The sequence below is a fragment of the Dactylosporangium sp. NPDC005572 genome (assembly GCF_040605515.1).
Classification (GTDB): domain Bacteria; phylum Actinomycetota; class Actinomycetes; order Mycobacteriales; family Micromonosporaceae; genus Dactylosporangium.
The window spans coordinates 1-26,336 of record NZ_JBEXCY010000021.1; the positions used below are offsets into that span (position 1 = coordinate 1).

At 71.7% G+C, this 26,336-nt stretch carries 20 protein-coding genes; 3 read left to right on the forward strand and 17 right to left on the reverse strand.

Features of this window, described 5'->3' with window-relative positions; genetic code table 11:
- The 6 genes from ABZS66_RS13520 to ABZS66_RS13545 all read right to left on the reverse strand — a co-directional run.
- Positions 1 to 981 (reverse strand): choice-of-anchor D domain-containing protein (locus ABZS66_RS13520; RefSeq protein ID WP_354757413.1); only part of this gene is annotated, 981 nt, incomplete at its 3' end.
- Positions 982 to 1,105: 124 nt separating this feature from the next.
- Entirely contained in the window at positions 1,106 to 2,251 is a 1,146-nt protein-coding gene (locus ABZS66_RS13525; RefSeq protein ID WP_354757414.1) for a DUF6596 domain-containing protein, read from the reverse strand.
- Positions 2,248 to 2,658 carry a YciI family protein gene (locus tag ABZS66_RS13530; protein WP_354757415.1) on the reverse strand — a complete coding sequence of 137 codons (411 nt, stop codon included), beginning with the start codon at positions 2,656 to 2,658 and terminating at the stop codon, positions 2,248 to 2,250. Before ABZS66_RS13530 ends, ABZS66_RS13525 begins: the two co-directional genes overlap by 4 nt.
- Before the next feature lie 113 nt (positions 2,659 to 2,771).
- The gene (locus tag ABZS66_RS13535; RefSeq protein WP_354757416.1) at positions 2,772 to 3,941 is read right to left on the reverse strand and encodes an acyltransferase; all 1,170 of its coding nucleotides are present in this window, start codon (positions 3,939 to 3,941) and stop codon (positions 2,772 to 2,774) included.
- A 155-nt stretch (positions 3,942 to 4,096) separates the two neighbouring features.
- On the reverse strand, positions 4,097 to 6,889 hold the full coding sequence (locus ABZS66_RS13540) for a S8 family serine peptidase (RefSeq protein WP_354757417.1): 2,793 nt from the start codon (positions 6,887 to 6,889) through the stop codon (positions 4,097 to 4,099).
- A gap of 402 nt (positions 6,890 to 7,291) precedes the next feature.
- Positions 7,292 to 9,208: a choice-of-anchor D domain-containing protein gene (locus ABZS66_RS13545; RefSeq protein ID WP_354757418.1), complete on the reverse strand. Its 1,917-nt coding sequence runs from the start codon at positions 9,206 to 9,208 to the stop codon at positions 7,292 to 7,294.
- A gap of 593 nt (positions 9,209 to 9,801) precedes the next feature.
- Between ABZS66_RS13545 and ABZS66_RS13550 the strand changes: the two genes are divergently transcribed.
- Complete coding sequence (locus tag ABZS66_RS13550) at positions 9,802 to 11,118, forward strand: hypothetical protein (protein ID WP_354757419.1); 1,317 nt, start codon at positions 9,802 to 9,804, stop codon at positions 11,116 to 11,118.
- A 68-nt stretch (positions 11,119 to 11,186) separates the two neighbouring features.
- Here the strand turns inward: ABZS66_RS13550 and ABZS66_RS13555 are convergent, their stop codons facing one another.
- From ABZS66_RS13555 to ABZS66_RS13575, 5 genes are all read right to left on the reverse strand, one after another.
- Positions 11,187 to 12,200, reverse strand: coding sequence for a hypothetical protein (locus ABZS66_RS13555; protein WP_354757420.1), 1,014 nt, complete (start codon positions 12,198 to 12,200; stop codon positions 11,187 to 11,189).
- Positions 12,197 to 12,688 (reverse strand): SigE family RNA polymerase sigma factor, encoded by a 492-nt coding sequence (locus ABZS66_RS13560; protein WP_354757421.1) that lies wholly within the window; start codon positions 12,686 to 12,688, stop codon positions 12,197 to 12,199. The genes ABZS66_RS13555 and ABZS66_RS13560 overlap by 4 nt, the downstream gene beginning before the upstream one ends.
- 3 nt (positions 12,689 to 12,691) lie before the next feature.
- On the reverse strand, positions 12,692 to 13,576 hold the full coding sequence (locus ABZS66_RS13565) for an RNA polymerase sigma-70 factor (protein WP_354757422.1): 885 nt from the start codon (positions 13,574 to 13,576) through the stop codon (positions 12,692 to 12,694).
- A gap of 1 nt (position 13,577) precedes the next feature.
- Positions 13,578 to 14,471, reverse strand: coding sequence for an NAD(P)-dependent oxidoreductase (locus ABZS66_RS13570; RefSeq protein WP_354757423.1), 894 nt, complete (start codon positions 14,469 to 14,471; stop codon positions 13,578 to 13,580).
- A 75-nt stretch (positions 14,472 to 14,546) separates the two neighbouring features.
- Positions 14,547 to 17,018: an AAA family ATPase gene (locus ABZS66_RS13575; protein ID WP_354757424.1), complete on the reverse strand. Its 2,472-nt coding sequence runs from the start codon at positions 17,016 to 17,018 to the stop codon at positions 14,547 to 14,549.
- 71 nt (positions 17,019 to 17,089) lie between these two features.
- Here ABZS66_RS13575 and ABZS66_RS13580 point away from each other — a divergent pair, with 71 nt between their 5' ends.
- The gene (locus ABZS66_RS13580; protein ID WP_354757494.1) at positions 17,090 to 18,235 is read left to right on the forward strand and encodes an epoxide hydrolase family protein; all 1,146 of its coding nucleotides are present in this window, start codon (positions 17,090 to 17,092) and stop codon (positions 18,233 to 18,235) included.
- A gap of 83 nt (positions 18,236 to 18,318) precedes the next feature.
- On the opposite strand, the gene ABZS66_RS13585 is transcribed toward ABZS66_RS13580, so the two are convergent.
- The 5 genes from ABZS66_RS13585 to ABZS66_RS13605 form a co-directional block, all read right to left on the reverse strand.
- Complete coding sequence (locus ABZS66_RS13585; protein ID WP_354757425.1) at positions 18,319 to 18,741, reverse strand: TOBE domain-containing protein; 423 nt, start codon at positions 18,739 to 18,741, stop codon at positions 18,319 to 18,321.
- Positions 18,742 to 18,763: 22 nt separating this feature from the next.
- Positions 18,764 to 19,405: a SnoaL-like polyketide cyclase gene (locus ABZS66_RS13590; RefSeq protein WP_354757426.1), complete on the reverse strand. Its 642-nt coding sequence runs from the start codon at positions 19,403 to 19,405 to the stop codon at positions 18,764 to 18,766.
- A gap of 94 nt (positions 19,406 to 19,499) precedes the next feature.
- Positions 19,500 to 20,525 carry an L-glyceraldehyde 3-phosphate reductase gene (gene mgrA / locus ABZS66_RS13595; protein WP_354757427.1) on the reverse strand — a complete coding sequence of 342 codons (1,026 nt, stop codon included), beginning with the start codon at positions 20,523 to 20,525 and terminating at the stop codon, positions 19,500 to 19,502.
- 82 nt (positions 20,526 to 20,607) lie between these two features.
- On the reverse strand, positions 20,608 to 23,367 hold the full coding sequence (locus tag ABZS66_RS13600; protein ID WP_354757428.1) for a BTAD domain-containing putative transcriptional regulator: 2,760 nt from the start codon (positions 23,365 to 23,367) through the stop codon (positions 20,608 to 20,610).
- 86 nt (positions 23,368 to 23,453) lie between these two features.
- Positions 23,454 to 23,975 (reverse strand): RICIN domain-containing protein, encoded by a 522-nt coding sequence (locus ABZS66_RS13605; protein WP_354757429.1) that lies wholly within the window; start codon positions 23,973 to 23,975, stop codon positions 23,454 to 23,456.
- 144 nt (positions 23,976 to 24,119) lie between these two features.
- Here ABZS66_RS13605 and ABZS66_RS13610 point away from each other — a divergent pair, with 144 nt between their 5' ends.
- Positions 24,120 to 24,938: an NAD-dependent epimerase/dehydratase family protein gene (locus ABZS66_RS13610; RefSeq protein WP_354757430.1), complete on the forward strand. Its 819-nt coding sequence runs from the start codon at positions 24,120 to 24,122 to the stop codon at positions 24,936 to 24,938.
- On the opposite strand, the gene ABZS66_RS13615 is transcribed toward ABZS66_RS13610, so the two are convergent.
- Positions 24,925 to 26,319, reverse strand: coding sequence for an FAD-dependent oxidoreductase (locus tag ABZS66_RS13615; protein WP_354757431.1), 1,395 nt, complete (start codon positions 26,317 to 26,319; stop codon positions 24,925 to 24,927). The two genes, ABZS66_RS13610 and ABZS66_RS13615, sit on opposite strands and share 14 nt — an antisense overlap.
- Positions 26,320 to 26,336: the final 17 nt, after the last annotated feature.

Below are 26,336 nucleotides of genomic sequence, written 5' to 3' on the forward strand. Positions count from 1 at the left end.
CTTGCCGAAGGTGATCGGCATGATGCCCGCCCCGGTCAGGGTCACCGTTTTGGGCGCCGACGTTTCGTATGCCGGAACCTGGCCGAAGTCGAAATACGGCGGTGAGGCCGTGGCGTCGCGCGCGTCGAAGCCGGTCAGCGACAGCAGCCGGACGACCTTACCCGCGGTCGAGTTCTCGGCCAGGGTCAGCAGCGCCGTCTGGTCGCCGAACGCCGTCGCCTTCGGCGTGACGGTCAGCTTGCAGGTCTCACCGTACGAGAGGGTCTTGCCCGAGCAGGTGTTCGCCGAGATCTGGAACGCCCCCGGGTTCGTCCCGGAGAGCGCGGCCGCGCCGAACGTCGTCGGCTCGGTTCCGTTCACCTCGACGACGACGTCCTGCGGCGTGCCCGCCGTGCCCACCGGCTGATCCCCGAACTGCAGCCGGTAGTCCCAGCTGTCGGTGGCCTTGTAGCCGATGCTCGACTGGAAGCGGATCTCACCCCTGGCTACGGCCACCCCATTGCCCGAACAGGGGACCGAGTAGGTCGCCGCGAAGGCAGTGAACTTCCCCGTCGCGTCGTCGTAGTCCGCCTGACTGACCGCCAGCGTGCCGGGCGCCCGATAATCGCAGCCCTGCCCGTCGCCACTGATGTTGAGGACAGTCGTCGAGGGCAGCGGATTGAAGTTGGTCGCGGTCTGGTACGACTGCCCGGCGACGAACCGGGTCCCGGTCGGCGGCGACACGTCCAGGTAGTGCCCGTGGCTGCCGCTGAAGCCGCGCATCACCAGCGCATAACCGTTCGCGTTCTGCTGGTAGACCTCGAGCGTGTTGCGGGACGCCTCGTAGGAGAAGCTCCCGTCGATGTAGCCCCAGCCCTCGAAGTGCATCGTGAAGGCCGTGTACGGAGTTGCGGGCGGCGCGGCATTTGCGGCGCCGGCTGGTGCGGTGAACGAAAGGAGGAGTGCGAGGGCGCCGATCACTACGCCACGAATGGTGCGCATGTCTTCCCCGTCGATCGGACTGAACACCGGGCAAGATCCCGGCGCTCAGTCAAGATAATGATTCGCACCATCGGCGGGCAAGCGCGTGAATGCGCAGCGCACGGCCCCCGAAAATGCCCGCCGCTCAACCGCGCAGCTGCGCGTTGAGCCGGGCGGCCTGTCGCGTGAGGTGGTCGCGTTCGGGGAGATTGGGTGCCGACCGGGCGGCCTCGGCGTAGAGCCGTGCCGCGGTGACCGGGTCACCGTCCCGCTCGTGCAGGTATGCGGCGGCCGCGGCGTAACGGGGCAGGGAGGGGTCGAGCTCCGCCAGGGCGGCCAGGCCGGCCCGTGGGCCGTCTGCCTCGCCGACGGCGACGGCGCGGTTGAGGCGGGCCACCGGGTTGTCGGTGAGCCGCAGCAGTTCGTCGTACCACTCGACGATCTGCACCCAGTCGGTCTCCTCGGCCGTGCGCGCGTCGGCGTGGAGCGCGGCGATGGCGGCCTGGGCCTGGAACTCCCCCAATCGGTCGCGGGCGAGGGCCGCCTGGAGCACGTCGACGCCCTCGGCGATCAGGCGGGTGTCCCACCGGCCGCGGTCCTGCTCGGCGAGGGGCACGAGGGTGCCGTCGGCGCGGGTCCGGGCCGGGCGCCGCGCGTGGTGGAGCAGCATGAGCGCGAGCAGGCCCGCCACCTCCTCGTGGTGGGTCTTGGCGGCCAGCTGGCGGGTGAGCCGGATCGCCTCGGCGGAGAGGTCGACGTCGCCGGAGTAGCCCTCGTTGAAGACCAGGTAGAGCACGCGCACCACCGTGGCGACGTCACCGGGCTGGTTGAACCGGACGCCCGAGACGGTCCGCTTGGCCCGGCTGATCCGCTGGGCCATGGTCGCCTCCGGCACGAGGTAGGCCTGCGCGATCTGACGCGTGGTCAGGCCACCGACCGCGCGCAGCGTGAGCGCGACGGACGATGCCGGCGTCAAGGAGGGGTGAGCGCACAGGAAGTACAGCTGGAGCGTGTCGTCCACCGCCTCGACCGGTCCGGGCCCGGGCTCGCCCTCGACGCGTTCCTCGCGCCGCCGCCGGGAGGTATCGGCGCGGGCGGCGTCGAGGAACTTGCGCCAGGCCACGGTGACCAGCCAGCCCTTGGGGTCCTGCGGCGGAGCATCCGGCCACCCGCGCACGGCCTCGACCAGGGCGTCCTGCACGGCGTCCTCGGCCGACGCGAAGTCCGCCCCGCGCCGGACGAGGACACCGATCACCGCGGGTACGAGGTCCCGCAGCAGCGGCTCGTTCACTCGGTGACCGTGGGCGAGTCGGCCAGGAACGGCCGGACCTCCAGCCATTCGTAGATCGGCTTGCCGCCCGGCCCGGGGGCCGCCGACAGCTCCCCCGCCAGCTGTACCGCGCGGTCCCACGACTCCACGTCGATGACGTACCACCCGGCGATCAGGTCCTTGGTCTCGACGAACGGCCCGTCGGTCACCGGTGGCCGCCCCTCGCCGTCGTACCGCACGAACGCGCCACCGGGCGCCAGCGCCTGGGCGTCGACGAACTCGCCCGTCTCCTCCAGCCGGGCCGCGAAGTCGCGCATGAACTGCACGTGCGCGTCGACCTCCTCCGGCGTCCACTGGTCCATCGGCGCCCAGTCAACGGTGGGGGCCGGGCCGCCGCGGTAGTGCTTGAGCAGCAGGTACTTGGCCATCGTGTGCTCCTTACCCGTACGGCCCATTGTGGCCGTGTTCGCTCGGGGACGGAGCCGCGAGCCGGTTCTCGACATCCCACCGGGAACTTTCCTGGCGGACTTCCGAAGACCGCTCAGCCGACGACCTTCACGGGCGGCGCCGCGGCCGGGTGCCGGGGCGACTCCTCGGTGCCGTGGTCGGCCTGGGTGGCCGCCGGCGCTGGGCGGTGCCCGGCGCTCGGCTCCAGACGTGCCCGCCGCCAGGTGACGATCCGCCGGCCGAGCCTGATGAACGGCTGCTCGACCAGGCGGTAGAGCACATCGGCCATCGCCAGCGCGACGATCGCGACAAGGATCGCCCTGGTGTTGCCGTAGTTCAGCACGAACCCGGTGCCGAGCACCTGGTTGCCGACCTTCACCAGCCACAGCACCGCCACGCCGGCCAGCACCTGCAGCAGGTACAGCGAGTAGGACCGCTCGCCGATGAAGCCCAGCACCCGCGTCGACAACAGCCGGGTGCCGGGCGAGCGGGCGAGCAGGCCGGGCAGCATCAGGGCGACGCACAGCGCGTACCAGGGGATGACCTTGACCTCGCCGAAGGCGTGGTAGGCCGGGCCGAGGGCGAGCTGGACCCCGACGAACCCGATCACCAGCGCGGTGCCGACGACCGGATGCGTCAGCGGTCGAATGACCGCGAAGCCCCGCGGGTGGTGCGCCAGGATCGCCAGCAGGCAGCCGATCAGGATCGGGACGTAGTGGATGTACAGGTCACGGCTGAGCACCGCGGCCACCACGGCGGCGGCGATGAGCCCGACCGTCACCCCGATCCGCCGACCGAGCGGGATGGCCCCGGCGGCGAATGCGACCAGCGGCCACACCAGGTAGAACTTCTGCTCGATCCCCAGGGTCCAGGAGATGGTGAAGGTTCCGAACGTACTGAACTCGTTCATGAACGTCAGGTAGTAGGGCATGCCACCGTTCAGGTCGCTGAACAGCGCTCCGGGTGGCGCGTAGTAGAGCGCCATGGCGATCAGCACCACCAGGTAGACCGGGACGATCCGGAACAGCCGGCGCACGTAGAAGTCGAGGAACGAGATCCGGCCGGACCGGTCCTCCTCGCGCAGGGCGAGGGTGGTGATCAGGAAGCCGGAGAGCACGAAGAAGATGTGCACCCCGCTGTGGCCGGACAGCCAGCGCCAGTCGGAACCGCCGAAGTGGAACATCACCACCATCAGTGCCGCAATGGCGCGCAGCCCGTCGAGCGCCGGAAACCGGCGGAGCGCACGGAACTCGTCATGTGTCATCGACGCCAATGCTGGCTCCTTACCGGACGGGGTGATCGGGACAATCTAGCGAGCCGCGGCCATCCGCGAAACCGCTGAACGTCGAGCACGGTCCGGTGAAACGGCGACGGCGCCATCGGGTTGCCCCGATGGCGCCGTCCGGTGGTTCGTGGTTGTCAGTTCGGCCGTTTCACGGTTGGTGTGTAGTCCTTGACCACGCCCGAGCTCGTGGCGCTGACGCCGGAGCCGGTGAAGACGACGTAGTCGAAGGTGCCGGAGACGTCAATGGCGATATGGACGGTGCCTCCGCCGTTGTAGACGTTGTAGGCCCCGACCTCGTTGAGGTTGATCACGGCCGCGTTCGGCCGGACCTCGTTGGCGACGAGGTTGAGGTTGCTCACCGCGGGCTTGGCGTCGCCGGCGGCCCAGACGGTCAGGTACGTGGCCGTGGTGGGCAGGATGCCGGTGAGGTTGCTGACCAGCGCGTACGTGTTCGGGCCGCGCAGGGCGGACGGTGCGGTGATGGTGGTGGTGCTGTTCGGGCCGAGGCTGCGCGGTGCGCCCAGACCGTCCCGGGAGTCCGCGATCCGGGTCGGGCTGACCGGGTGGAACTGCAACCCGTCACCGAGCGAGCCGTCGTCGTAGAAGCCGACGAGGTCCACGATGATGTCGGTGGCATAGCCCGACCCGTTGAAGACACCGAAGATCGCTGCGCCCTCGCACCACGAGTAGTCGGGGGAGTTGGGGCACGCCGAGGTCTCCACGATGGTGAAGTTCGGCACGATCTGACCCCGGTTGAAGTTCAGGGTCGAGGCGTTGGGCACCGTGCTGAGCCCGTCGTAAGCGGTCAGGTAGCCGGACGAGTCCGGGTTGACCGCGGTGATGTTCAGCGCGAGGGCCTTGATCTGCTTGCCCGAGTCCGGGAGGCCGTTGACCCCGACCCCCAGCTGCAGGGTCTGCCTGCCGCCGACCTTCCCGTACTCCCGGGTGTCGATCAGCCGCTCCGGGTAGAACCGGTGGTACAGACCGCCAGCGGTAGTGCCGGAAGCGGTGTAGTAGCCGAGGGTGTCGGCGATGACATCCACGCTGCCCCCGGCATTGAAGATGTCGACCTTTCCGCCGGTCCCGACCGGCACCGTCACCGCGTTCGCGCCGGTCCAGCCCGCCGGGAAGTTGAGGTTCGACGCCGTCGGACGCGTCACCCCGGTCGGGTACACCGTCAGATACCCCGCGGTCGTCGGGTTCGTGGCGGTGACGTTGAGCACCACCGCCGTCACGCCGGACGCCGGGATGCCGCCCCGGCCGGTCACCTGCAGGTGCAGCGTCCCACCGGGACCGATCTTCGCGACGGGAGCCCCGTTGCCCGTGCGCGTGTCAAGAATCCGAGCGGCATCGACCGGGACGTACTTGCCCCCGCTGTTCGGCGCCACCGTCACCGCGAGCTGGAACAGCGCCGTGCGGGTCGCCGACGTGCCGGTGCCGACGATGGTGATGCCGTAGACGCCCGAGGGCGTGGAGGCGGTCGTCTTGATCGAGACCGTCGACGAGCCACCGCTGGTGACCGACGTCGGGCTGAAGGACACGGTGACGCCGGTGGGCAGGCCGGTTGCCGAGAACGTGACGTTCTGGGCGCTACCAGCCACCGTCCCGGTGACCGCCGTCGTGGTTGCCGAACCGCCCGCGGTGACCGAACCGCTCTGGGAGGTCAGCGCCAGCGAGAAGTCGTTGGCGGGCGCCGGGTTGGCGACGCGGAGCAGCTTGTTGGGCGAGCCGGTGCCCGGGTCGATGACGGCACCGTTGACGGCGCCACTGACCAGATAGTCCCGGATCTGCTGCGGTGTCCAGCTCGGGTTGGCCGACGCCACGAGCGCGGCAGCGCCGGTCACGTGCGGAGCTGCCATCGAGGTGCCGTCGATGGTGTTGTTCGCCGTGTTGCTGCTGTTCCACGCCGACGTGATGCTGACGCCGGGCGCGAAGATGTCGAGGCAGCTGCCGTAGTTCGAGAAGTACGCCCGGGTGTCGGAGCTGTCCGTGGCGCCGACCGTGATCGCCGCCGGGACCCGGGCCGGGGAGAAGTTGCAGGCGTTGAGCGGGTTGCCCACCGCGTCGCCGTTGCCGGCCGACACGGTGTACGTGATGCCGGAGTTGATCGAGTTCTGCAGGGCGTTGTCGATCGTGGCATCGGCGCCGCCGCCGAGGCTCATGTTCGCCACCGCCGGCTTGACCGCGTGGGCCGTCACCCAGTCGATGCCCGCCACGACCTGTGCCGTGGTGCCACTGCCACCACAGTCGAGCACACGCACGGCGACCAGCTGGACGCCCTTCGCGACGCCGTAGGAGGACCCGCCGACCGTGCCCGCGACATGCGTGCCGTGGCCGTTGCAGTCGGCAGCCGTGCCGCCCGCGGTGACCGCGTCGAAGCCGGTGGTTGCCCGCCCGCCGAAGTCGTTGTGGGTCAGGCGGATGCCCGTGTCGATGACGTACGCGTGCACAGTCGACGCGGTGTTCGGGTAGGTGTACGAGCCGTCCAGCGGCAGACTGCTCTGGTCGACCCGGTCCAGTCCCCATGACGGCGGGTTCGTCTGGGTCCCTGAGGCCTGGAAGATCCCGTTGCGTTGCACGTACTCGACGGCGCTGTCCCCGGCGAGCCGCTTGGCCGCGGCCTCGCTCAGCGAGATCTCGAAGCCGTGGAGCGCGCGGCTGTAGCGGTGCCCGACCTTGCCGCCATATCTACCCGTCAGCGCCTTGGCGGTGGCGTCGACGCCGTGCTGCTGCAGCGATGCTGAGTCCTTGAGGACCACCACGTAGCTGTCGGCGACCACCTTGGCGGTGCCCGAGGGCAGAATGTCCCCGACCGGTGGTGGGGCGGAGGCGGCCATGCCGGCGTTGGTCACCGTGGCCGCCACCACTGCCGTGACCGCCACGGTCGCGGCGCGATACCACCGCCCGGTTGTGCTTGGGAGTTTCATCTCCCGTCCTCCCTCTCGTAAACCGGCCACACGGGCTCATCACGTCGCACAGAAACGGCCCAGCGATAGAGGGGCAGCCAGATGACCGGGCCATCCACATGTCCGGATGGTCCAGAGACGGTGCCGAGGCGCTGCAGGCGTACGATGATTCCCCCGATTTCGCCGCACGGAAGGCGGCGACGTCCGGGGGAACCGTACGATCACGCGCAACCGGTCGCAAGTGGACTTTCGGTTGGAGCAAACTCTGCCGCTCAAATTGATCGAGATGTTCACCGTCGGTTCTTGTGCCGAGACATCCCGTACCGCACGCAAAGGCTGACTCCCCGTCATCACGGGATCGACAAAGCGGCGTCATCGAGCGTTTCGGCCCGATGACGCCGCCTGGTCATGTTCGAAGAGCTACTAGATCTTGCGCTTCTGTGGCGTGCCCACAACCGTCCCGGTCAGCGGCGCGGGCGCCTGTGGCAGTCCGTTGGCCTGGACCGAGGACCCTCCCGAACCGGGGATGTATTCGAACGTTCCGGACACGTCGATCACGACATCGACTCTCCAAGCGGCGTTGAAGATGTTGAAGTCGTTGTTCCCGCCGACGCCGATGACCGCCGCGTTCGACCTGAGGTCGTTCCGCGCCAGGTTGAGGTTGCTCACCGTCGGCTGGGCCGTACCGTTGGCCCACAGGCTCAGGTAGGTCGAGTTCGACGGATTGACGCCGGTCGCGTTGGAGACCAGGGCGACGGTGTTGTCGCCGGCGACGGTCGCCGGCGCTTTGACCGTCTGGGTGCCGGCACCGGTGAAGGTCTTGGCACCGAGGCCCGAGCGGGTGTCGACGATCCGGGTCGGGGTCAGCGGGTGGAACCGCAGGCCCCCGGGAACCTGTCCGTCGTCGTAGAACCCGAAGATGTCCACGATGATGTGGGTCTTCCCGCTGGACATGTTGGCGATGCCGATGGATGGGTATCCGATGTTGCTGTTGCCGCTGCACTCGTAGAAGCACATCGCGGTCGGCACGATCGCGAAGTTCGGCACGATCGAGTGCGGCGTGAAGTTGAGCGTGGACGCGGTCGGCACGTCGCCGTATCCGTTCCAGGTGGTGATGTAACCACCCTGGCTCGGGTCGACCGCCGTGATGTTGACCGCGAGCGCGCGGATGTGCGAGTCGTACTTGGTGCCGTAGCTGACCGGCAACCGGATCCACTCGAAGCCGCCGAACGCTCCGCCGAAGCCCGGATCGCGACTGTCCAGGATGCGCTCCGGGACGGTCCGCCAGTACTGACCGGCAGCGTAGTCGTTCTGGCTCTGGTCGTAGCCGTAGTAGTAGCCGAGGACGTCGGCGACCACATGGACATTGCCACCAGGGTTGAAGATGTCGACCTTGCCGCCGGTCCCGATCGGCACCGTCACCGCGTTGGCGCCGATCCACCCCGCCTGATAGTTCAGGTTGGACGCGAGCGGCCGCGCGACGCCGGTCGGGAAGACGGTGAGATAGCCGGCCGAGGTCGGCGAGACCACCGTGACGTTGAGGACGACCGCGGAGATGGCGCCCTGCGGCACCCCGCCACGACCGAGCACCTGCAGGTGCAGCGTCTGGTTGGCGCCGAGCGGGGCCTTCGGCGCGCCGTTACCCTCTCGCGTGTCGAGGATCCGGGACGGGGTCAACGGCTGGAAGGTGCCCTCCGCGCCGAGCCGCCCGGTGATGGAGAGGGAGAAGCTGCGCTTGCCACGGTCGCTGTTGTCGGCCATGGTCAGCGTCGCGAAATCGTCGCCGATCTTCGTCGGAGTGCCCTGCACGGTCACCGTGCAGGTCTGGCCGTACGACCGGGTCGCGCCGGCGCACGTGCCGCCGGTGATCTTGAACGCCGCCGCACCGGTGCCCTCGATCTTGGGCGCCTGCAGCGTGATCGGCGTACTGCCGGTCGAGGTGAGCGTCACCGTCTTGGTGACGCTGTGGCCGAGGCCCACCGTGCCGAAGCCGGCCCAGGTCGGCGACTGGGTGGTCTCGGCATAGCCCCGGCCGGAGTGCCAACGGATCTCGCCGTAGAGCTCCAGACAGGTCTGCTGGTGGTAGGTGGCGGCGAAGGTGGTGACATCGTTCGTGCTCGGATCCCGCGTGATCTCGTGGATCGTCACCGAGCCGGCGCTGTCGTTGCAGCCGAAGCCCTGCCCGCTGACATCCAGCGAGTAGTGGGTGGCGTCACCCATGCGCGTGGTCGGGAAGGTGCCGACGGCGAGTTGCTGGCCGGTCGGCGCCCCCACGTTCACGCTGTAGCTGTTGCCGTCGGCGGCCTGTGCGGTGATGTAGAAGCCCTCTGCGCCCCGCATGGTGAGCCTGAGCGTGGCATTGTCCGGAGTGAAGCTGTTGCTCCAGCTCCCGTTCATGGTGAAGGCGTCATATGGAGCGGTCGGTGCTGCGGCGCCGGCGATGCCAGGCAGTCCAGCAAGGGTGAGAGAGACCGCTCCGAGGACGACGCCCAGCTTGCGCAATACGCGCATCTGACTCCCCCGTCATCGTCGTGTCGCATGTGCGACACCGGCCGAACTCTAGCGACTCTCACGCATGTCTACAATCGGTTGTTCGGTGATATCGTCCACTGTGGACCCTGGAGCCGGGCATGGAATGCCGGCTCGCGCACGCCGCGGCAAGATCGTCCGAAATGGCCGCTTTCCCGGTTGGCGCGAAACGATCGGGCGCGCGAAGTGCCTTCATTGCACTTGGATCGCCGCCAACGTCCTAACCCGACGATATTCACGGATGAACACACAGTGAATGTCGGTACGAAACGGGCCCTCGGTGACCAGTCGATACGAACAGTCGCTTGTGGAGGCATAACCGAGTGGTTACCGTGCAACGGTTCTACCCACCATTTGCTCCAACAACGGGGAGACACATGCGTCTCATGCGAACAGTAGGCAGCGTGCTCGGAGCCGTAGCGCTCACCGCAGCCGTGCTGCCGGCTCAGGCGAACGCGGCTCCGGCCGCACCGGTCACGGCCTCCGCCATCGACCCCATCGACCCGTCCACGCCTGAGGGCACCTACACCGCGCTCACCCCCACCCGCATCCTCGACACCCGCGAGGGCAACGGGGCGCCCAAGGCACCGCTGGGCGCCAACCAGACGCTGCACCTGCAGGTCAGCGGCCGGGGTGGCGTGCCGGCGACCGGCGTCTCGGCCGTCGTGCTCAACCTGACGGCGACGGGCCCCACCTCGTCGGGCTACCTCACCGTCTACCCGACCGGCGTGGCGCGGCCGGTGGTGTCCAACATCAACTTCACCGCCGGCTGGACCGGCGCCAACGCGGTGACGGTCCCGCTCGGCACCGGTGGCAAGATCGACATCTTCAACCCAGCCGGGAACATCAGCGTCATCGCCGACGTCGTCGGCTACTACGCGACCAAGACCGCCGCCACGAAGGGCGGCAACTACCGGGAGCTCATCCCGGGACGGGTGCTCGACACCCGCGAGGACGGCTTCGGTCCGGTCGGCCCGTTCGACCCGGTCTGGGTCGCCGTCACCATCGGCGACGGCAGCAACGACAGCCACGTGCGTGCCTTCGCCGTGAACATCACCGCCGTCAACGGCAGCCTCGGTGGCTACCTCACGGCATGGAACGGGGTCGGCAACCCGCCGACCGCGTCCACGCTCAACTTCGGCCGGAACGTGGCCGTGCCGAACTTCGCCGTCGTTCCCACCGCACCGTGCAACTGGGACAACTGCGGCGCGGCGCCGATGATCGGCATCTACAACGGCTCCGGTGGCACCACCCACATCATCGTGGACGTCGTCGGCTACTACGACGACGGCACGCTCGGCGGCCTCCGGTTCAACCCGATCACCCCGACGCGGATCACTGACACGCGCAGCGCCGGCCAGCACGCGCTCGGCCCGGCGAGCACCACGGCGTTCCCGGCCTCGGCGGTCACCGGCGAGAACACCTACTCGCTCGTCACCAACGTGACGGGTATCGACCCGTCGAACTCGACCTACCTGACCCTGTGGTCGGGCGAGGGCAGCCGGCCCCTGGTCAGCAACCTCAACCTCCTCCCGCACGAGGTGCGTGCGAACGCCGCCTACGTGGGCGTCGACAACAACTTCAAGTACAGCGTCTTCAACCCGGCGAACACGGTTCACATGGCGCTGGACGTGACCGGCACCTTCGAACTGCCCGTCGCGCCTGCTGCCGCTTCGGCGATCGTTGCACAGCCGGCGGTCGGAACGGCGCACCGCAGCTAGCACGGCCCGCTCGACCGCACGATCTCGACGGCGTCACCGGAGCACCCGCTCCGGTGGCGCCGTCACCGTCAGGAGAGGTCGAGACCCCCGCCGACCAGGACCGCGTCGGGCAGGCCGTATGCGCCCTGGGTCATGATCTGCACGTAGGGGTCGGGGATGCGGATGTCGGCGGTGAAGTGCTGGGTGTTGCTGTCCACGCCGAGCTCCTCGTAGCGCCAGCCGTTGGCGAGGGTCGGCGCGGCACCGGGGTACCGGCCCGGGCTGATGCCCTGCTCGAAGACCCCCGGAGCCACCATGACACTGATCGTGCCGCCGGGGCCGCGGATGAACCACTCGCCGTTGCCCGTGGCCGGCCGGATCGAGCAGCCGGCGATGCGAGCCCCGGCCGGCAGGACGGTGGGGCGCACGTACGGAGCGCACCGGTGGCCGCGCTCCAGGCTCAGCGTGCCGGCGAACGCGACGACCTTGTCCGCGGACACGGGGCCACGCAGGGACAGCTCGGCCCGGACGCCGGCGATCGGCTGCCAGGTGACGCGGGTCGTGCGGTCGCCGGTCTCGACGAGCGCCGGCTGTCCACCGACGGTCGCCTGCGCGGAGTGCAGCTGCTCCGGCGGTTCCGGCAGGCGCGTGGGATCGGGGGTGGGCGACGGCGACGCCGCGGGCGCGAGCGTCAACTCGACGAAGAAGCCCTTGTCCGTCCCGTTCGGGTCGTTGGCGGCGTTACCTTGCAGCGACAGCCGTTCGATGCCGTCCCGCACCGCCCACTCGGTCCGCACCTCGTAGGGGAACTGACCGACATCGAAGTGGATCATCTCCGGATCGCTGCCGATCGCGCCCGCGGCGGGGCTCGGGATCGGCACGGCCGGCGGCGCGGGCACCGCGTACGAGCCGAGCAGCAGGCGCGGCAGGAGCATGGCCAGCAGCGCGCCGACGGCCACGACCGCCGTTGCCGTGCCGGCGACCCGGCGGGTGCGGCGCCGGCGGTACGCCGGACCGATCCGCGCCAGCAATGCCACGGCGTCGGTGTCGCCCTCCACGCGGGCCCGCAGCGCGCCGCGCAGGGCCTTGAGGTCCGTGCTCATCGGTGCAGCTCCTCAAGATCGTGCAGCTCGACGCGCATCGCGGCGAGCGCGCGCATGGCGTGGGTGCGGACGGTGGCCCGCGCGCAGCCGAGGATCTGGGCGATCCGGTCGTCGTCGAGGTCCTCGTAGTAGCGCAGCGCGATCACCGCCCGCTGCCGCTTCGGCAGCGCCCGGACCCGCTCCCAGAGGGCGAGCCGCTCGGCGGTCGGCGGTCCGTGGTCGTGCGCGCCGGGCCAGGCGTCGGCGTCGAGCTCGGCCGGCATCTCCCGGCTGGACCGCCGCCGCCACCAGGACGCGTTGACGTTGATGAGCGTGCGCCGCACGTAGAGGTCGGGCTGGTCGGTCCGCAGGATCCGCGCCCACCGCGGATAGACCCGCACGAGGGTGTCCTGCACGAGATCGTCGGCCCGATGGACATCGTCAACGAGCAAACGCGCGAGCCGCAGCAGCCCCGGCCCCCGCGCAAGCACGTACTCCTCGAACGTCACGCCCTACTGACTACCGGAGCTCGTCGATCTGTTGACACCACCCGGGGACAGGCGGGTCAGCTTGTCGGGGTTGAGCACGCCGTAGATGGCGTGGATGCGGCCGGCCCGGACGTCGAAGGCGACCAGCTGCCGCTGGCCGCCGATCACGGTCCAGATCGCCGGCTCGCCGTTGGCCTCGGTCAGGTACGCCTCGGTGATCGGGTAGCGGGTCGTCAGGCCCGCCACGAAGGCCACGACGTCGGCGCGGCCGGTGATCGGCCGCAGCGCGGCGCGGACCTTGCCGCCGCCGTCGTTGTAGGCGACCACGTCCTCGCTGAGCAGGTCGGTCAGCGCGGACAGGTCGCCGCCGCGCGCGGCGGCGAGGAAGCGGGCGAGCAGCGCCCGGTGCTCGTCCGCCGACGGCGTGAACCGTCCGTCGCGCTGCTCGGCCAGCCGGTGCGCCGCGCGGCGGTGCAGCTGCCGGCAGGTGCCGGCCGGACTGCCGACGATCTGGGCGATCTCGTCGTACGGCAGGTCGAACGCCTCGCGCAGGACGAACACCGCGCGCTCCGGTGGCGACAGGCGCTCCATCAGGTGCAGCGTCGCGTAGGACAGGGTGTCGCGCAGCTCGGCCGAGTCGGCCGGTCCGACCGCGTCGGCCGCGACCGGCTCGGGCAGCCAGGGGCCGGTGTAGGCCTCCCTGGTCACCCGGGCCGAACGGAGCTGGTCCAGGGCCAGCCGGGACACCACGGTCACCAGGAAGGCCCGCGGCTCGCGCACCTGCGACCGGTCGGTGCCCGTCCACCGCAGGTACGCCTCCTGGACGACGTCCTCGGCGTCCCACATGCTGCCAAGTAGCCGGTAGGCCAGCCCCAGCAGCAGCGGGCGCAGCCGCTCGAACTCCTCCATGTCAGGCCGCGTCCCAGGCGGCGTACCGCGGGCGCCAGTTCAGCTCCAGCCGCGCCCGCGCGTTGTCCGCACCGCGCAGCTCGTTCATGAACGCCACGCCCCACCCGCCGACGGCCAGCCTGGCCAGTGCGGCCGGCGCCGGTTTCGGCCGCGGTCCGCCGAGGATGCTCGCGTACCGCGGGAGCCAGTCCCGCAGCGCGGTGGGCTCGTCGTCGACGACGTTCAGCACGCCGGCGGCCGCGTCCCGGTCGAGTGCCGCCGCGATCGCGCTCGCCGCGTCCTCGGTGTGCGTGAACGAGAACACCGCGTGGCCGCCGCCGACCAGCGGTACCTTGCCGGCGCGGACCTGCCGGGCGAACGACCCGTCGGCCGCATAGACCGTTCCCGGGCCGTGCAGGTGCCCGAAGCGCAGCACCAGCCCACCGGCCGCGGTGGTCGTCCGCTCGAGCTCGACCAGGGCGGCCAGCACCGGGACGAACTGCTTCGGCGTCCGCCGGGTCCAGAGCGGCGCGTCCTCGTTGGCGAGGCCGGCGCCGGGCTGGTACGCGTACGCGAGCCCCTGGCTGACGATCCGCGCGCCGCCGGCCGCCTCGACGAGGTTGCGCGTGCCCTCGGTGCGCAGCCGGTTGGTGACCGCGAAGTCGCGGGCCAGCCGCCTCGGGTTCACCTCGGGCGGGATCGCGGTCAGCAGGTTCACGACGGCGTCCGGCGCCGCCGCGCGCACGGCCCGCCGTACCGCCTCCCGGTCGAGCGCGTCCGCCTCGACCACCTCGACGCCGGCGCCGGCCGACGTCCCGCGCCGGACCATCGCCACCACCTGGTGGCCCACCGCGTCGAGCAGCGGCACCAGCCGGCTGCCGATCACCCCGGTGGCACCCGCGACCAAGACCCGCATGTCGTCCTCCTCGAAGTTGGCAGGATGAGGACGGGCGAGCTGGTCAGGTCGTTACAGGTTTCCGTGTGATCGCCGTCATGCGGAGCCGGCGTCGAGGTACCGGCGGGCGGCCTCGGTGCGGGTGGCGGCGCCCAGCTTGGTGAGGATGCGCGACACGTGCACGCCCGCGGTGTTCGCGCTGATGAACAGGGCCGCGGCGATCTGCCGGTTGGTCCTGCCCTCGGCCACCAGGCGCAGGACGTCGTGTTCCCGGGCGGTCAGGCCCATGGCCGGCGGGGCCGACGGGCGGCGCACGACCGGTAGCGGGGCCTGGAACAGGCACCGCGACAGCTCGTACGGCTGGCCCAGCGCGCGCCAGCCCTCGGCCGCCTCCTCCCAGCGGGCCTCGGACATCGCGCGGTACGCCGCATCGACCGGGCCCACGACCGGCAGGTCCGGGCGGTCGGCCGGGCGCGCCTCGGCCAGCAGCGCCCACGCCTCGTGCGGGTGGGCCGAGAGGTCCGCGACGGCCGCCGTCGCCGCGTAGATCTCGGGCGCCCGCGACGGGGTGAGGCGGGCCTCCAGGGTGCCGAGCCGGATCCGGTACGGCCGGGCCCACGGCTCGTCGCCGACCAGGTCGCGGGCGGCCGCCGCGGACGCCGACGCGGCGGCCCCGTCGCCCCGGGCCAGCTCGATCTCGCCGCGGCTGATCAGCAGCGCGGCGTGGCTCAGGGGTGGCAGGTACGGCTCGCCCAGGGCCTCGTCGACCAGGTCCAGCGCGTCCTGCCCGCGGCCCAGCGCGGTCAGCGCCTGGACCCACTTCACGACCAGGATCGGGCCGTGCCGCGCGTACTCGTACGTCTCGTGCGCGGCGCCGATGCCGGCGCGGATCGCCTCGATCGCGGCCGCGTACCCGCCCACGGCGATGCGCGCCGCCGCCTCCCAGGTCGCGACGGTCGTCAGCGTGGGCGCGTCGGCGAGCGCGCGGGCCTGGGCGAAGTGGACGTCGGCACCGGTGGCGAGGGCGAGGTACGCATGCGCGGTCGCGAGCACCGGGCCCTTCGACGTCAGCCCGAGGGCCTCCCGCGCGCGGCGCTCGGCGCTCGCCATGTCGCCGGCGAACACCTCGACGGCCGCCAGGTCGACCAGGATCGCCGCGCGCAGCTCGGCCGGCGGGTCCAATGCCAGCGCCGCGAGGAGGTCGTCGCGGCCGCCGGCCCGGTTGAGGTTCTTCAGCCGGGCCTGCCGGTAGTACCGCGCGGCGTCCGGGGCGGCGGCGATCGCCTGCGCCGACCAGTCCAGGCCGAGGGCGACCGAGCCGGTGGCGTGGGCGGCCACCACCGCCTGGTCGAGCACGGTGAGCCGGTCGGCGCCGACGACGGTCGCGGCGTCGGGCACCCGGTCCCACAGGTCGAGGACCTGCCGCAGCAGGTGCAGCCGCTCCGGCTCGGTGCCCGCCCGGCCGGCCCGGCCGGCCGCGCGCCAGGCCGCGTCCAGCGCCCGCGGGAGGTCGCCGGCCGCCTCGGCGTGCGCGGCCACCCGGGCGGGCTCCCGTTCGAGACCGGCCAGCCGCTGATGCAGCCGGGCCCGGCGGACCGGCAGCAGGCGCTCGTACACCGCCTGCCGGACCAGCGCGTGCCGAAACGCGTACGCCGCCCCGGTCGCGGACAGCACGTGCTCGTCGACGAGCCGCCGGAGCGCCGCGTCCAGCCGGGCCTCGGGCAGGTCGGCCACCGCCTCCACGAGCTCGTGCTCCGCGACGGTCCCGGCCACCGACGCCACCGCGAGCACCTGGCGTGCGTCGTCGTCGAGGTCGGGCAGGCCGGCGTACAGCAGGTCGAGCAGTTCGGCCGGGGAGTCCCGGGGTGATCGGGCGAGCGCCTGGACGAAGAGCGGGTTGCCGTGGCTGCGCTCGGCGACCCGGGCGGCGAGGGCCGGCTCCGGCTCGCGGCCGAGCAGCCCGGCCAGCTGCCGGCCGACCTCGTGCCGGCTCAGCGGGGCGGGCTCGATCCGCAGTACTGCGGGCACCCGGGACAGCTCGGTCACCAGCTGTCGCAACGCGCCGGTCGGCGGCCGGTGACTGCCGGCGAGGAACACGCCGGGGTGCGCCAGGTTGGCGACCAGGAACGACAGCAGTTGCAGGCTCGACCCGTCGGCCCAGTGCAGGTCTTCGAGCACGAGCACCAGCGGCCGGGTGTCCGCTGTCTCCTCCAGCAGCGTCAGTACCGCACCGAGCAGCCCGATCTGGTCCACGGGCCCGCTGCCGGACAGCCAGGCGGACACCGTGGCCGCCGGCTCTCTGCCCTCGGCCGCGCGCACCAGGCCCCGCAGCGGTGCGACGAACGGCGCGAACGGGATCCCGTCGTTGCCGAACTCCACGCACCGGCCCGGCAGGACCAGCGGCTCCGGGCCGAGGCGGGTGGCGAACTCGTGCAGCAGGCGGGACTTGCCGATGCCGGCCTCGCCGGACAGCAGCACCGTGCTGACCCGCTCGTCCTCGTAGGCGGCCAGCATCGCCGTCAGCTCGGCGCCGCGGCCCACGAACGTTCCACCCCCGCGGACGATCACCGGCCCAAGATAACGAGATCTCATGATTCGTGACCAGCCTCTTTACCTGAAGGCTCGGACGCATGACGAACATCAAGCCCTTCCGGATCGAGATCCCCCAGGCCGACCTCGACGACCTGCGCAGCCGCCTGCGGCGGACCCGCTGGACCGACGATCTGCCCGGGGCCGGCTGGGAGCGCGGTGTGCCGGCCGCCTACCTGCGCGAGCTCGCCGCCTACTGGGCCGACAAGTTCGACTGGCGGGCCCAGGAAGCGCTGCTCAACCGGTACGACCAGGGCATCACCCAGATCGACGGGCAGCGCGTCCACTTCGTGCACGTCCGCTCCGAGCGGGCCGACGCGACACCGCTGCTGCTGATCCACGGCTGGCCCGGCTCGGTCGTCGAGTTCCTGGACCTGATCGAGCCGCTCACCGCCCCCGCTGCCGGCGAGCCGGCGTTCCACCTGGTCATCCCGTCGGTGCCCGGGTTCGGGTTCTCCGGCCCGATCACGGAGGCAGGCTGGACCGACACCCGGATCGCCGCCGCGCTGGCCGAGCTGATGGCCCGCCTGGGGTACGACCGCTACGGCGTCCAGGGCGGCGACATCGGCGCCTTCATCGGGCCGGCGATCGGCCGCGCCGACGCCGGGCACGTCATCGGCGTGCACGCCAACGCCCTGGTCACCTTTCCCACCGGCGACCCGGCCGACATAGCCGCGCTCACCGAGGCGGAGCAGGCCCGGCTCCAGGCCATGAAGCACTTCCAGGACGACATGTCGGCGTACATGCAGCTGCAGGGCACCCGCCCGCAGACCCTGGCCCACGCGCTGGCCGACTCGCCGGTCGGGCAGCTCGCCTGGATCGCCGAGAAGTTCAAGGAGTGGACGGACGCGTCGAAGGAGCTGCCCGAGGACGCCGTGGACCTCGACCGGATGCTGGCCAACATCAGCATCTACTGGTTCACCGACACGGCACGCAGCGTGGCCAACTCGTACTACGAGCGCTTCCACGACGCGAGCATGTGGGCGCCGAAGCCGCCGGGCACCGTGCCGACCGGGGTCGCCGTCTTCGCCAACGCCGACTTCGCGATCCGCCGCTTCGCCGAGAAGGCCCACAACATCACGCACTGGTCCGAGTACTACCGGGGCGGTCACTTCCCGGCGCTGGAGGCCCCCGACCTGCTGGTCGCCGACGTCCGCGCGTTCTTCGCCTCTCTGAGCCGAGGATCCCTGAACTGAGGGTCGCTGAGCTGAGGCTCCCCGAGCCGGCGCAAGCGGCCGGCGACCGGGGCGGTGGCCGGGATCCACCCGGCGCCGCCCGGTCAGGCCAGCGCCACGCTCACCTCGGTGGACTTCACGAGCGCGGTCACCGGGGCGCCGGGCGCGAGGGCGAGGTCGTCGGCGGCGTCCCGGGTGATGACGGCGGTCGCCGTGTCGCCGCCGTCGAGGGCGACCCGGACGGTGGTCATCACGGCGCCGTGGTCGATCGCGTCGACGGTGCCGGGCAGCTGGTTGCGGATGCTGATCCGGGGCACCGGGCCGGCGGCGAGGGCTACCTCGGTCGACTTGACCAGCACGATCACCGCCGTGCCGGCGGCCAGGCTCAGCTCGCGGGCCGACTCGGCGGTGATCGCCGCCGTCATGGCCGGACCGCTGTCCAGCCGGACCTGCACGGTGCTCATCGCCTCACCCGAGGCGACGGCCGTCACCGTGGCCGGGAACCGGTTCCGCACGCTCAACCGCACGGACCCCAGCCTAGCCCTTGGTTCAGTGTGCGACCGGGCAACCGCCGGTCAGCCGGCCCAGGAACTCGTTCGGGTCGTAGAAGTGCTCGACCTCGAGCAGCTTCAGGTCGTCGGTGACCTTCGCGACGCTCACGCCGAACATCTCGATCGTGCGGCCGTCGGGCTGGAAGCCGTGGTACTCGCCCTCGAAGGCGCCCCAGTGGCGCCATTTGAACGTGACGACCGGCGGCGGGCTGAGGACCTCCAGCACCTCCCAATAGAAGCCACCCGGGAACGCCTGGTGGAAGATGTGGTGGGAGGACTCGAACGACTCCTGGCCGCTGCGGTAGAAGGCGCTGTTACCGATGAGGATGTTGTAGCTGCCGATCTCGGCGATGTCCTGCGCGCTCGCCCACGGGCCGCCGTTGACGTTGGTCCGGAAGTGCTCGGTCACCATCGACACCCAGGTCTGCGGGTCCGTCTTGTGCGAGACCTCCATCTCGAAGACCTGCACGATCTTCTCGACGATCGCCTCGAGCGAGTCGGGGGCGAACTGGTGGGTGCGCTGGCCGGGCATGACGGTGTGCGACAGGTGATAGTCGGGAACACCGTCGCGCCATTGCGCCGGGTCGGTGGCCTCCACAACGGCGGTGCGGCCCTGCAGCCACAACGGGGTTTCGGTCACGATGCGGTTTCCGCCCTTCAAAAAGGTCGACAGGTCGGTAGTCACAGTGAGACTACCGACCCGCCGGCATTGACGGAAGCAGCTACATCAATGACTAAACCGCGCTGGAGCGAGCCCAGAGATTGATGCCGGACTCAGTCGCATGACGGTCGATCTCGGCCAGTTCATCCGTCGTGAAGGTGGTGTTCGACAGGGCCGCCACGTTGTCCTCCAGCTGGCGGACGCTGCTCACGCCGATCAGCGTCGACGTCACCCGGGGGTCACGCAGGGTCCAGGCGAGGGCCATCTGGGCCAGCGTCTGGCCGCGACGGGACGCGATGTCGTTCAGGGTGCGGATCTTGGCCAGGTTGTCCGCCGTCAGCCAGTCCGGGGACAGGGAGCTGTTCTCGGCGGCGCGGGAGTCGGACGGGACGCCCTTCAGGTACCGGTCGGTCAGCATGCCCTGGGCGAGCGGGGAGAACGTGATCGTGCCGGCGCCGGCCTCGTCGAGCGCGTCCAGCAGGCCGTCCTCGATCCAGCGGTTCAGCATCGAGTACGACGGCTGGTGGATGAGCAGCGGCGTGCCGAGCGACCGCAGGATGGCGGCGGCCTCGCGGGTCTTGGCCGGGGAGTACGACGAGATGCCGACGTAGAGCGCCTTGCCCTGGCGGACCGCGGCGTCGAGGGCGCCCATCGTCTCCTCCAGCGGCGTCTCCGGGTCGAAGCGGTGCGAGTAGAAGATGTCGACGTACTCCAGGCCCATGCGCCGCAGCGACTGGTCGAGCGACGCCATGAGGTACTTGCGAGAACCCCACTCACCGTATGGGCCGGGCCACATGTCGTAACCGGCCTTGGTCGACACCACCAGCTCGTCCCGGTAGGGCCGGAAGTCGGTGGCCAGGATCCGGCCGAAGTTCTCCTCGGCCGAGCCGTAGGGCGGTCCGTAGTTGTTGGCCAGGTCGAAGTGGGTGATGCCGAGGTCGAACGCGCGGCGGACGACGGCGCGGTGGTTGTCGAGCGGACGGTCGTGGCCGAAGTTGTGCCACAGGCCGAGCGACACGGCCGGCAGGCGCAGGCCGCTGCGGCCGGTGCGGCGGTACTCCATGGACCCGTAGCGGTCGGGCGAGGCGATGTACGTCACGCCTCCACCCTTGCTCACGCCGCGCCGCACGCCAACCGGGGATGCTCCCGGCAGAGCGCGTTGTTGCTCACCCGTCTTCCGGCTACGGGACGGCGGGGGTGCGGGTGCGGAGGCGGCTGCGGGCCGTCTCGACCGACGGGTGGCCCAGCGCCTCGAACGCGGCCAGTGCCGTGCGCCAGGCCCGCTCCGCCCGGTCGTGGTCGCCGGCCGCGGCGTGGCTGTCGCCCAGGTTCACCAGCACGTCCGCCTCCGCGCCGCGGTCACCCAGGCGGGCGAACGTGTCGATCGAGCGGCGGTAGCACTCCAGGGCCGCGGCGTGGTCGCCCAGCTGGTCGTGGGCGTACGCGATGCTGTCCCAGGTGCCCGCCTCGCCGTGGCCGTCGTCGAGCTCCTGGAGCAGGGCCAGCGCCGACTCGCACAGGCGCAGGGAGTGTTCGTGCTCGCCCAGCTGCCCGTGCAGCCATCCCCGCGCGTTCAGCGTGCGCGCCTGCCACAGGCGGTCGCCCGCGGACCGGAACAGGCGGTGGGACTCGCTGCTGTGCGTCAACGCCGCGCGGTGGTCGCCCTGGGCCTGCAGCATCCAGCCGATGTTGTGGTGGGTGCGGGCCTGGCCGACGACGTCGTCCAGGTCGCCGTACAGGTTCAGGGCCGCGTTCAGGTGCAGGGCCGCCTCGGCGAAGCGGCCCAGCTGCGCGAAGGTCCGGCCCAGGTCGCGGTGGGTGTGGGCGGCGGCCGAGCGGTCGCCGACCCGGCGCAGGGCGGTCAGCGCGGCGGTCTGGGTGGCGATCAGCTCGTCCCAGTGGCCACGCCAGTCGAAGTACGTCGTGAGGCTCCACGCCAGCGGCCACACGTGGCGGTCGAAGCCGTGGCCCGCGCCGAGGTCCACGGCGGCGAGCAGCGCCGCGTGCTCGGCCGCGAACCACTCCAGCGCCCGGTCCCGGTCGGCGAACGCCACCGTGGTCGCCCCGGCCGCGGGCGACGGGACGTCGACCGCACTGCGCCCCGGATCCAGCAGCAGTACTGCGGCCCGCGCGCTCTGCAGGTAATGGTCGAGGAGCCGCCGCAGCGCCGGGCCGCGCTCGTCCTCGACGCACTGCTCGTAGGCGTAGCTGCGGAGCAGGTCGTGCAGCCGGTACCGGCCCGGGCGGTGCTCGGTGAGCAGGTTCGCGCGGAGCAGCGACCGCAGCAGCGGCTCGACGGAGGCGACCCCGGCGGCGCTCGCCGCGGCCGGCGCCGCGAAGTCGACGCCGGGGTGCAGGCCCAGCAGGCGGAACAGGCGGGCGGCCGGCTCGTCGAGCGCGCGGTACGACCAGGAGAACACCGCCCGCACGTCCGTCGCCGCGTCGCCGCCGTCGAACGGGTCGAGGCCGCCGGCGGCCGCGCGCAGCTGGGCGGCCTGCGCGGCGAGCGGCGCGTCCGGGCTCACCACCGCATGCGCGGCGACGATCGCCAGGGCCAGCGGCAGCCGGCCGCAGCGCGCAACGATCTCGCCGACGGCGTCGGGTTCGGCGGCGACGCGGGGCGGGCCGAGGCGCGCGGCCAGCAGGTCCCACGACTCGACCTCGGTCAGCGGGCCGACCGGGAACGGGTGCGCCCCCTCGGCCGCCACCAGCGGGGTGAGGCGGTCGCGGCTGGTGACGATGACCAGGCAGCCGGGCGCGCCGGGCAGCAGCGGGCGGACCTGTTCGGCGTCGCGCGCGTTGTCGAGCACGATGAGCACCCGCCGGCCGTTGAGGATGCTCCGGTACAGCGAGGCCTGCGCGTCCAGCCCCGCCGGACGGCGGTCGACCGGCACGTGGAACGCGTCCAGGAAGCCGCGCAGCGCCTCGCCGGGATCGACGGCCGCCGCTCGCGGGTCGAAGCCGCGCAAATTGACGTAGAGCCGGCCGTCGGGGAACCCGCCCGCGGCCCGGTGCGCCCAGTGCACGGCGAGGCTGGTCTTGCCGGCGCCGGGCGGGCCGGTGACGGTACAGACGACGGCGGTACCGCCGGATTCGCCGGCCAGGACGTCGAGACGGTCGAGCAGGCCGGCGTGCCCGGTGAAGCCGCGCACCGCGGACGGGAGCTGGGCCGGGCCGGTCGCCCGCACCGTGACCGGCGGCGGGGCCAGGTCCAGGGACGCGTCCTGGCGCAGGACCGCCGCCTCCAGGTCGCGCAGGGCCGGCCCGGGGTCGAGGCCGAGGTCGTCGTCGAAGGCCCGCTTGACCCGCTGGTACGTGGCGAGGGCGTCGGCGGGGCGACCCGCGCGGTACTGGGCCAGCATGAGGTGGGCGTGGAACCGCTCGTCGTGCGGATGGTCGCGGGTCAGCCGCTCCAGGTCGGGGATGAGCTCGGCGTGCTCGCCGAGGTGCAGCCGGTGCTCGGCCAGCGCGTGCTGGGCGAGCAGCCACAGGTTCTCCAGGCGCTCGGCCTCGACGTCGAGCCAGGCACGGCCGACGACGTCCTCCAGCGGCCGGCCCCGCCACAGCGCCAGCGCCGCGCGCAGGTGGCGCACGGCCTCGGCCCGGTCGGCCGCCTCGCCGGCCTGCCGGATGAGCCGCTCGGCGACGGCCGCGTCGGTGCCGTCGCCGAGCAGGTCGAGCACGTAGCCGGGCGCGCGGGCCAGGATCGCGTCCCGGCGGCCCAGCACCTGCCGCAGGTGCGAGACGTGCCGCTGGAGCGTGTTCACCGCGGTGGCCGGCGGGTCGGCGCCCCACACCACGTCGGCGATCCGGTCGGTGCTCACGACCTCGCCGGGACGGATGGCCAGGGCCGCGAGCACCGCCTTGCGGCGCACGCCGTGCACCGGCCGGTGCACGGCGTCCACCGTCACGTCGATCGTGCCGAGAAGCCTGACCTGCATGGGGTACCCCAGTCACTCGGTGTGACTGGAAACGCTATCGAGCGTGCGTCGGCGGTACTCCGGTCAGGTCGGAAATCGGATAATCCCTAGAGAATCCGCCACACCTGGCTGTTGGCGCCGGTGAACGGCCGGGTGACCGCCTGGAAGTCCTGCGCGCTGGAGATGTAGGCGTCGAGGTACCGGCCGCTGCTGACCTGCTGGATCATGTAGAACGCGCCGCCGTAGTCGTACAGGCGCCACAGCTGCGTGCTGTTGTTCTGCTGCGGCCGGGTCACCACCCGGTAGTCGAGGCTGGGGATCTCGTGCGCGTCGAGGTACCGCCAGTTGCTGACCTGCTGGATCGTGTACAGCCCGCCGCCCACGTCGGTGAGCAGCCACTGCTGGGTGGTGTTGTTCTGGAACGGCCGGGTGACCACGTTGTAGTCCCGCGACGCGATCTCGTGGGCGTCGAGGAACAGCGGCCCGCTCCCCTGCGTGATCGTGACGACCCGCGGCGGCTGGAGCTGTACCGCCATCCCGATGGTGTCGGCGGACGCGACCCCGGTGCCGCCGAAGAGGATGGCGGCCGCCGCGGCCAGCGTCACGATCAGCCTGGTCCGGATCTTCATGGTGGAACTCCTCCGTCTCGAAAGGCGCGGCGAAGGTGTTCCGCCGGCACCAACGGAGGATGCGGGAGCGCGCTGAAACGCCCCTGACGCGCGACGGAAAGTACGGCACAATGGAAACAGCGTTTCCATTGTCAGGAGTGGCGGATGCGATACCTCATCGTCGGGTGCGGCAACGTCGGGATGGAGCTGGGGCGGCGGTGGACGGCGGCCGGGCACCGGGTCACCGGCACCACCACGTCACCCGGCCGGGTGGCCGAGGTCGGGGCGGTGTGCTCGGACGTCGCCGTGCTGCGCGGCAGCGACGCCGACGCGATGGCCCGGGCCGCCCGCGACGTCGACGCCGTGGTGCTCACCGTGAGCCCGCGGATCAGCAAGGCGTTCGACGCGGCCGACCGGGTGCAGGAGTACGCCGACACGCTCACCGCGTCGGCGACGGTGGCGGCCGGCGTGCACCCGCGGGTGGTGTTCACCAGCTCGGTGTCGGTGTACGGCGCCGGGGAGGGCGCGACCGTCGCCGAGAGCAGCCCGCTCACCCGCGACGACGACGCCTCGCCGCGCAACTTCATCGCCGCCGAGAAGGCCGTGCTCGCGGCCGGCGGGGCCGTGGTGCGGATCCCCGACGTCTACGGGCACCCGCGCGACCTCGACTACCCGGCCCGCGTGCGGCTGGCCCACGAGCTGCTCGGCGGGAGCGTGCCGTTCGACGGCGACGCCCTGCTGTACCGCATCGACTACCGCGATGCGGCCGCCGCGCTCGACTTCGTCGTCACCAACGGGCTGACCGGGGTCTACAACGCCGTGCCGGACGCCACGGTGCCGCCGACCAACCGCGACGTCTTCAGCCGGATCTGCGCCGACGAGGGCTGGCCCGACCTGACGTACCGCGGCGAGATCAAGACACCCGTGGTGCCCATCTCCTCGCAGCGGCTGCGTGGCGAAGGGTTCGCGTTCACGCACTCCTGACGAGGTCGCGGGCGACCAGGCGGCCGAAGGCCAGCGCGGGGGTGAGGCACATGCCGGAGCAGAAGGCGTTGCCGTTCACCGCCGCCGACCCGATGACCTCGCCGATCGCGTGGAGCCCGGGGATCGTCGTCCCATCGGCCCGGCGCACCCGGAGCCGGTCGTCCACGTCGACGCCCGCGAACGTGATCAGCGTGACCGGGTGGTTCTCGATCGCGTAGTACGGCGGCTCGGCGACCGGTGCGGGCAGGTGCGCGCGGCCGAAGTCGTCGTCGCGGCCCGCGGCCACGAAGGCGTTGTAGCGGGCCACCGTGTCCCGTAATCCAGTGGCGTCGATGTCGGCGATCGCCGCCAGCGTCGCCAGGTCGGCCGCACGGTGCACCCCGCGTCGCCGGCCGCACGCGGCGTCGAGCTCGGCCGGGGTCCAGCCGTGCACCATAGGGTGCGACGACCGCAGCGCCCGCGCGTCGAACACCATCCAGAACGTCATCCGGTCGACCCCGGTGAGGACCCGCTCCTTGTGGTCGATGCTCGGGTCGTCCTCGGCGATCCAGCGGCGGCCGTGCCGGTCGACGTAGATCTCCCACGGCGGCCGCTCCGGCGCCACCAGGTGCGGGCGGTGCGTCCAGTCGACCCGCAGGTCGCCGTCGACCGGCGGCAGCCCGCCGAACGTCGGGATGTACCGGCCGAGGCCCTGCAGCCCCGCGCCGATCGCGCGGGCCATGAGCAGGCCGTCACCGGTCGCCGTCGGTGCCGCCGACGTCGTCAGCGGGGCACCCTCCAGCTCCGCGAACAGCTCGGGCGCGTGGCCGAAGCCGCCGGTTGCCAGTACCACCGTCGCATCAAGCAGTCGAAGACCGTTGTCCAGCACCACGCCGGTCACCCGGCCGCCGTCGGTGACCAGGGACCGCACGGCCGTGCCGAGCCGCAGGTCGATCCGGCCGGCGGCGCGGTGCGCGTCGAGGAGCCGGCGCAGGACGGCCAGGATCGCCGGGCCGCCCGGCGCCTCACGGGCGTGGATCGTGCGGGGCGTGCGATAGGGCTCGTGACCGTAGACGATCCGGGGCGTCGCCGGATCGGGCCGGAAGCCGTGCTCGACCAGCCAGTCCAGCACCGCGGGCTGCTCGGCGAGGCTGGCCCGGGTGAGGTCGGGGCGGGCGGTGCCGCGGCTGATCCGCTGGATGTCGGCGTAGTGCGCGTCGACGGAGTCGGCGATGCCCGACGCCCGCTGGAGCGCGAAGCCGGCCGCGGAGAGGTGCCCGCCGGAGTACGGCAGCGCGCCGCCCACGTCGGCGGCCTTCTCCAGCAGCAGCACCCGCGCCCCGGCGTCGGCCGCGGTGATCGCACAGGCCAGCCCGGCCGGTCCGGCGCCGACCACGATCATGGAAACAGTGTTTCCCT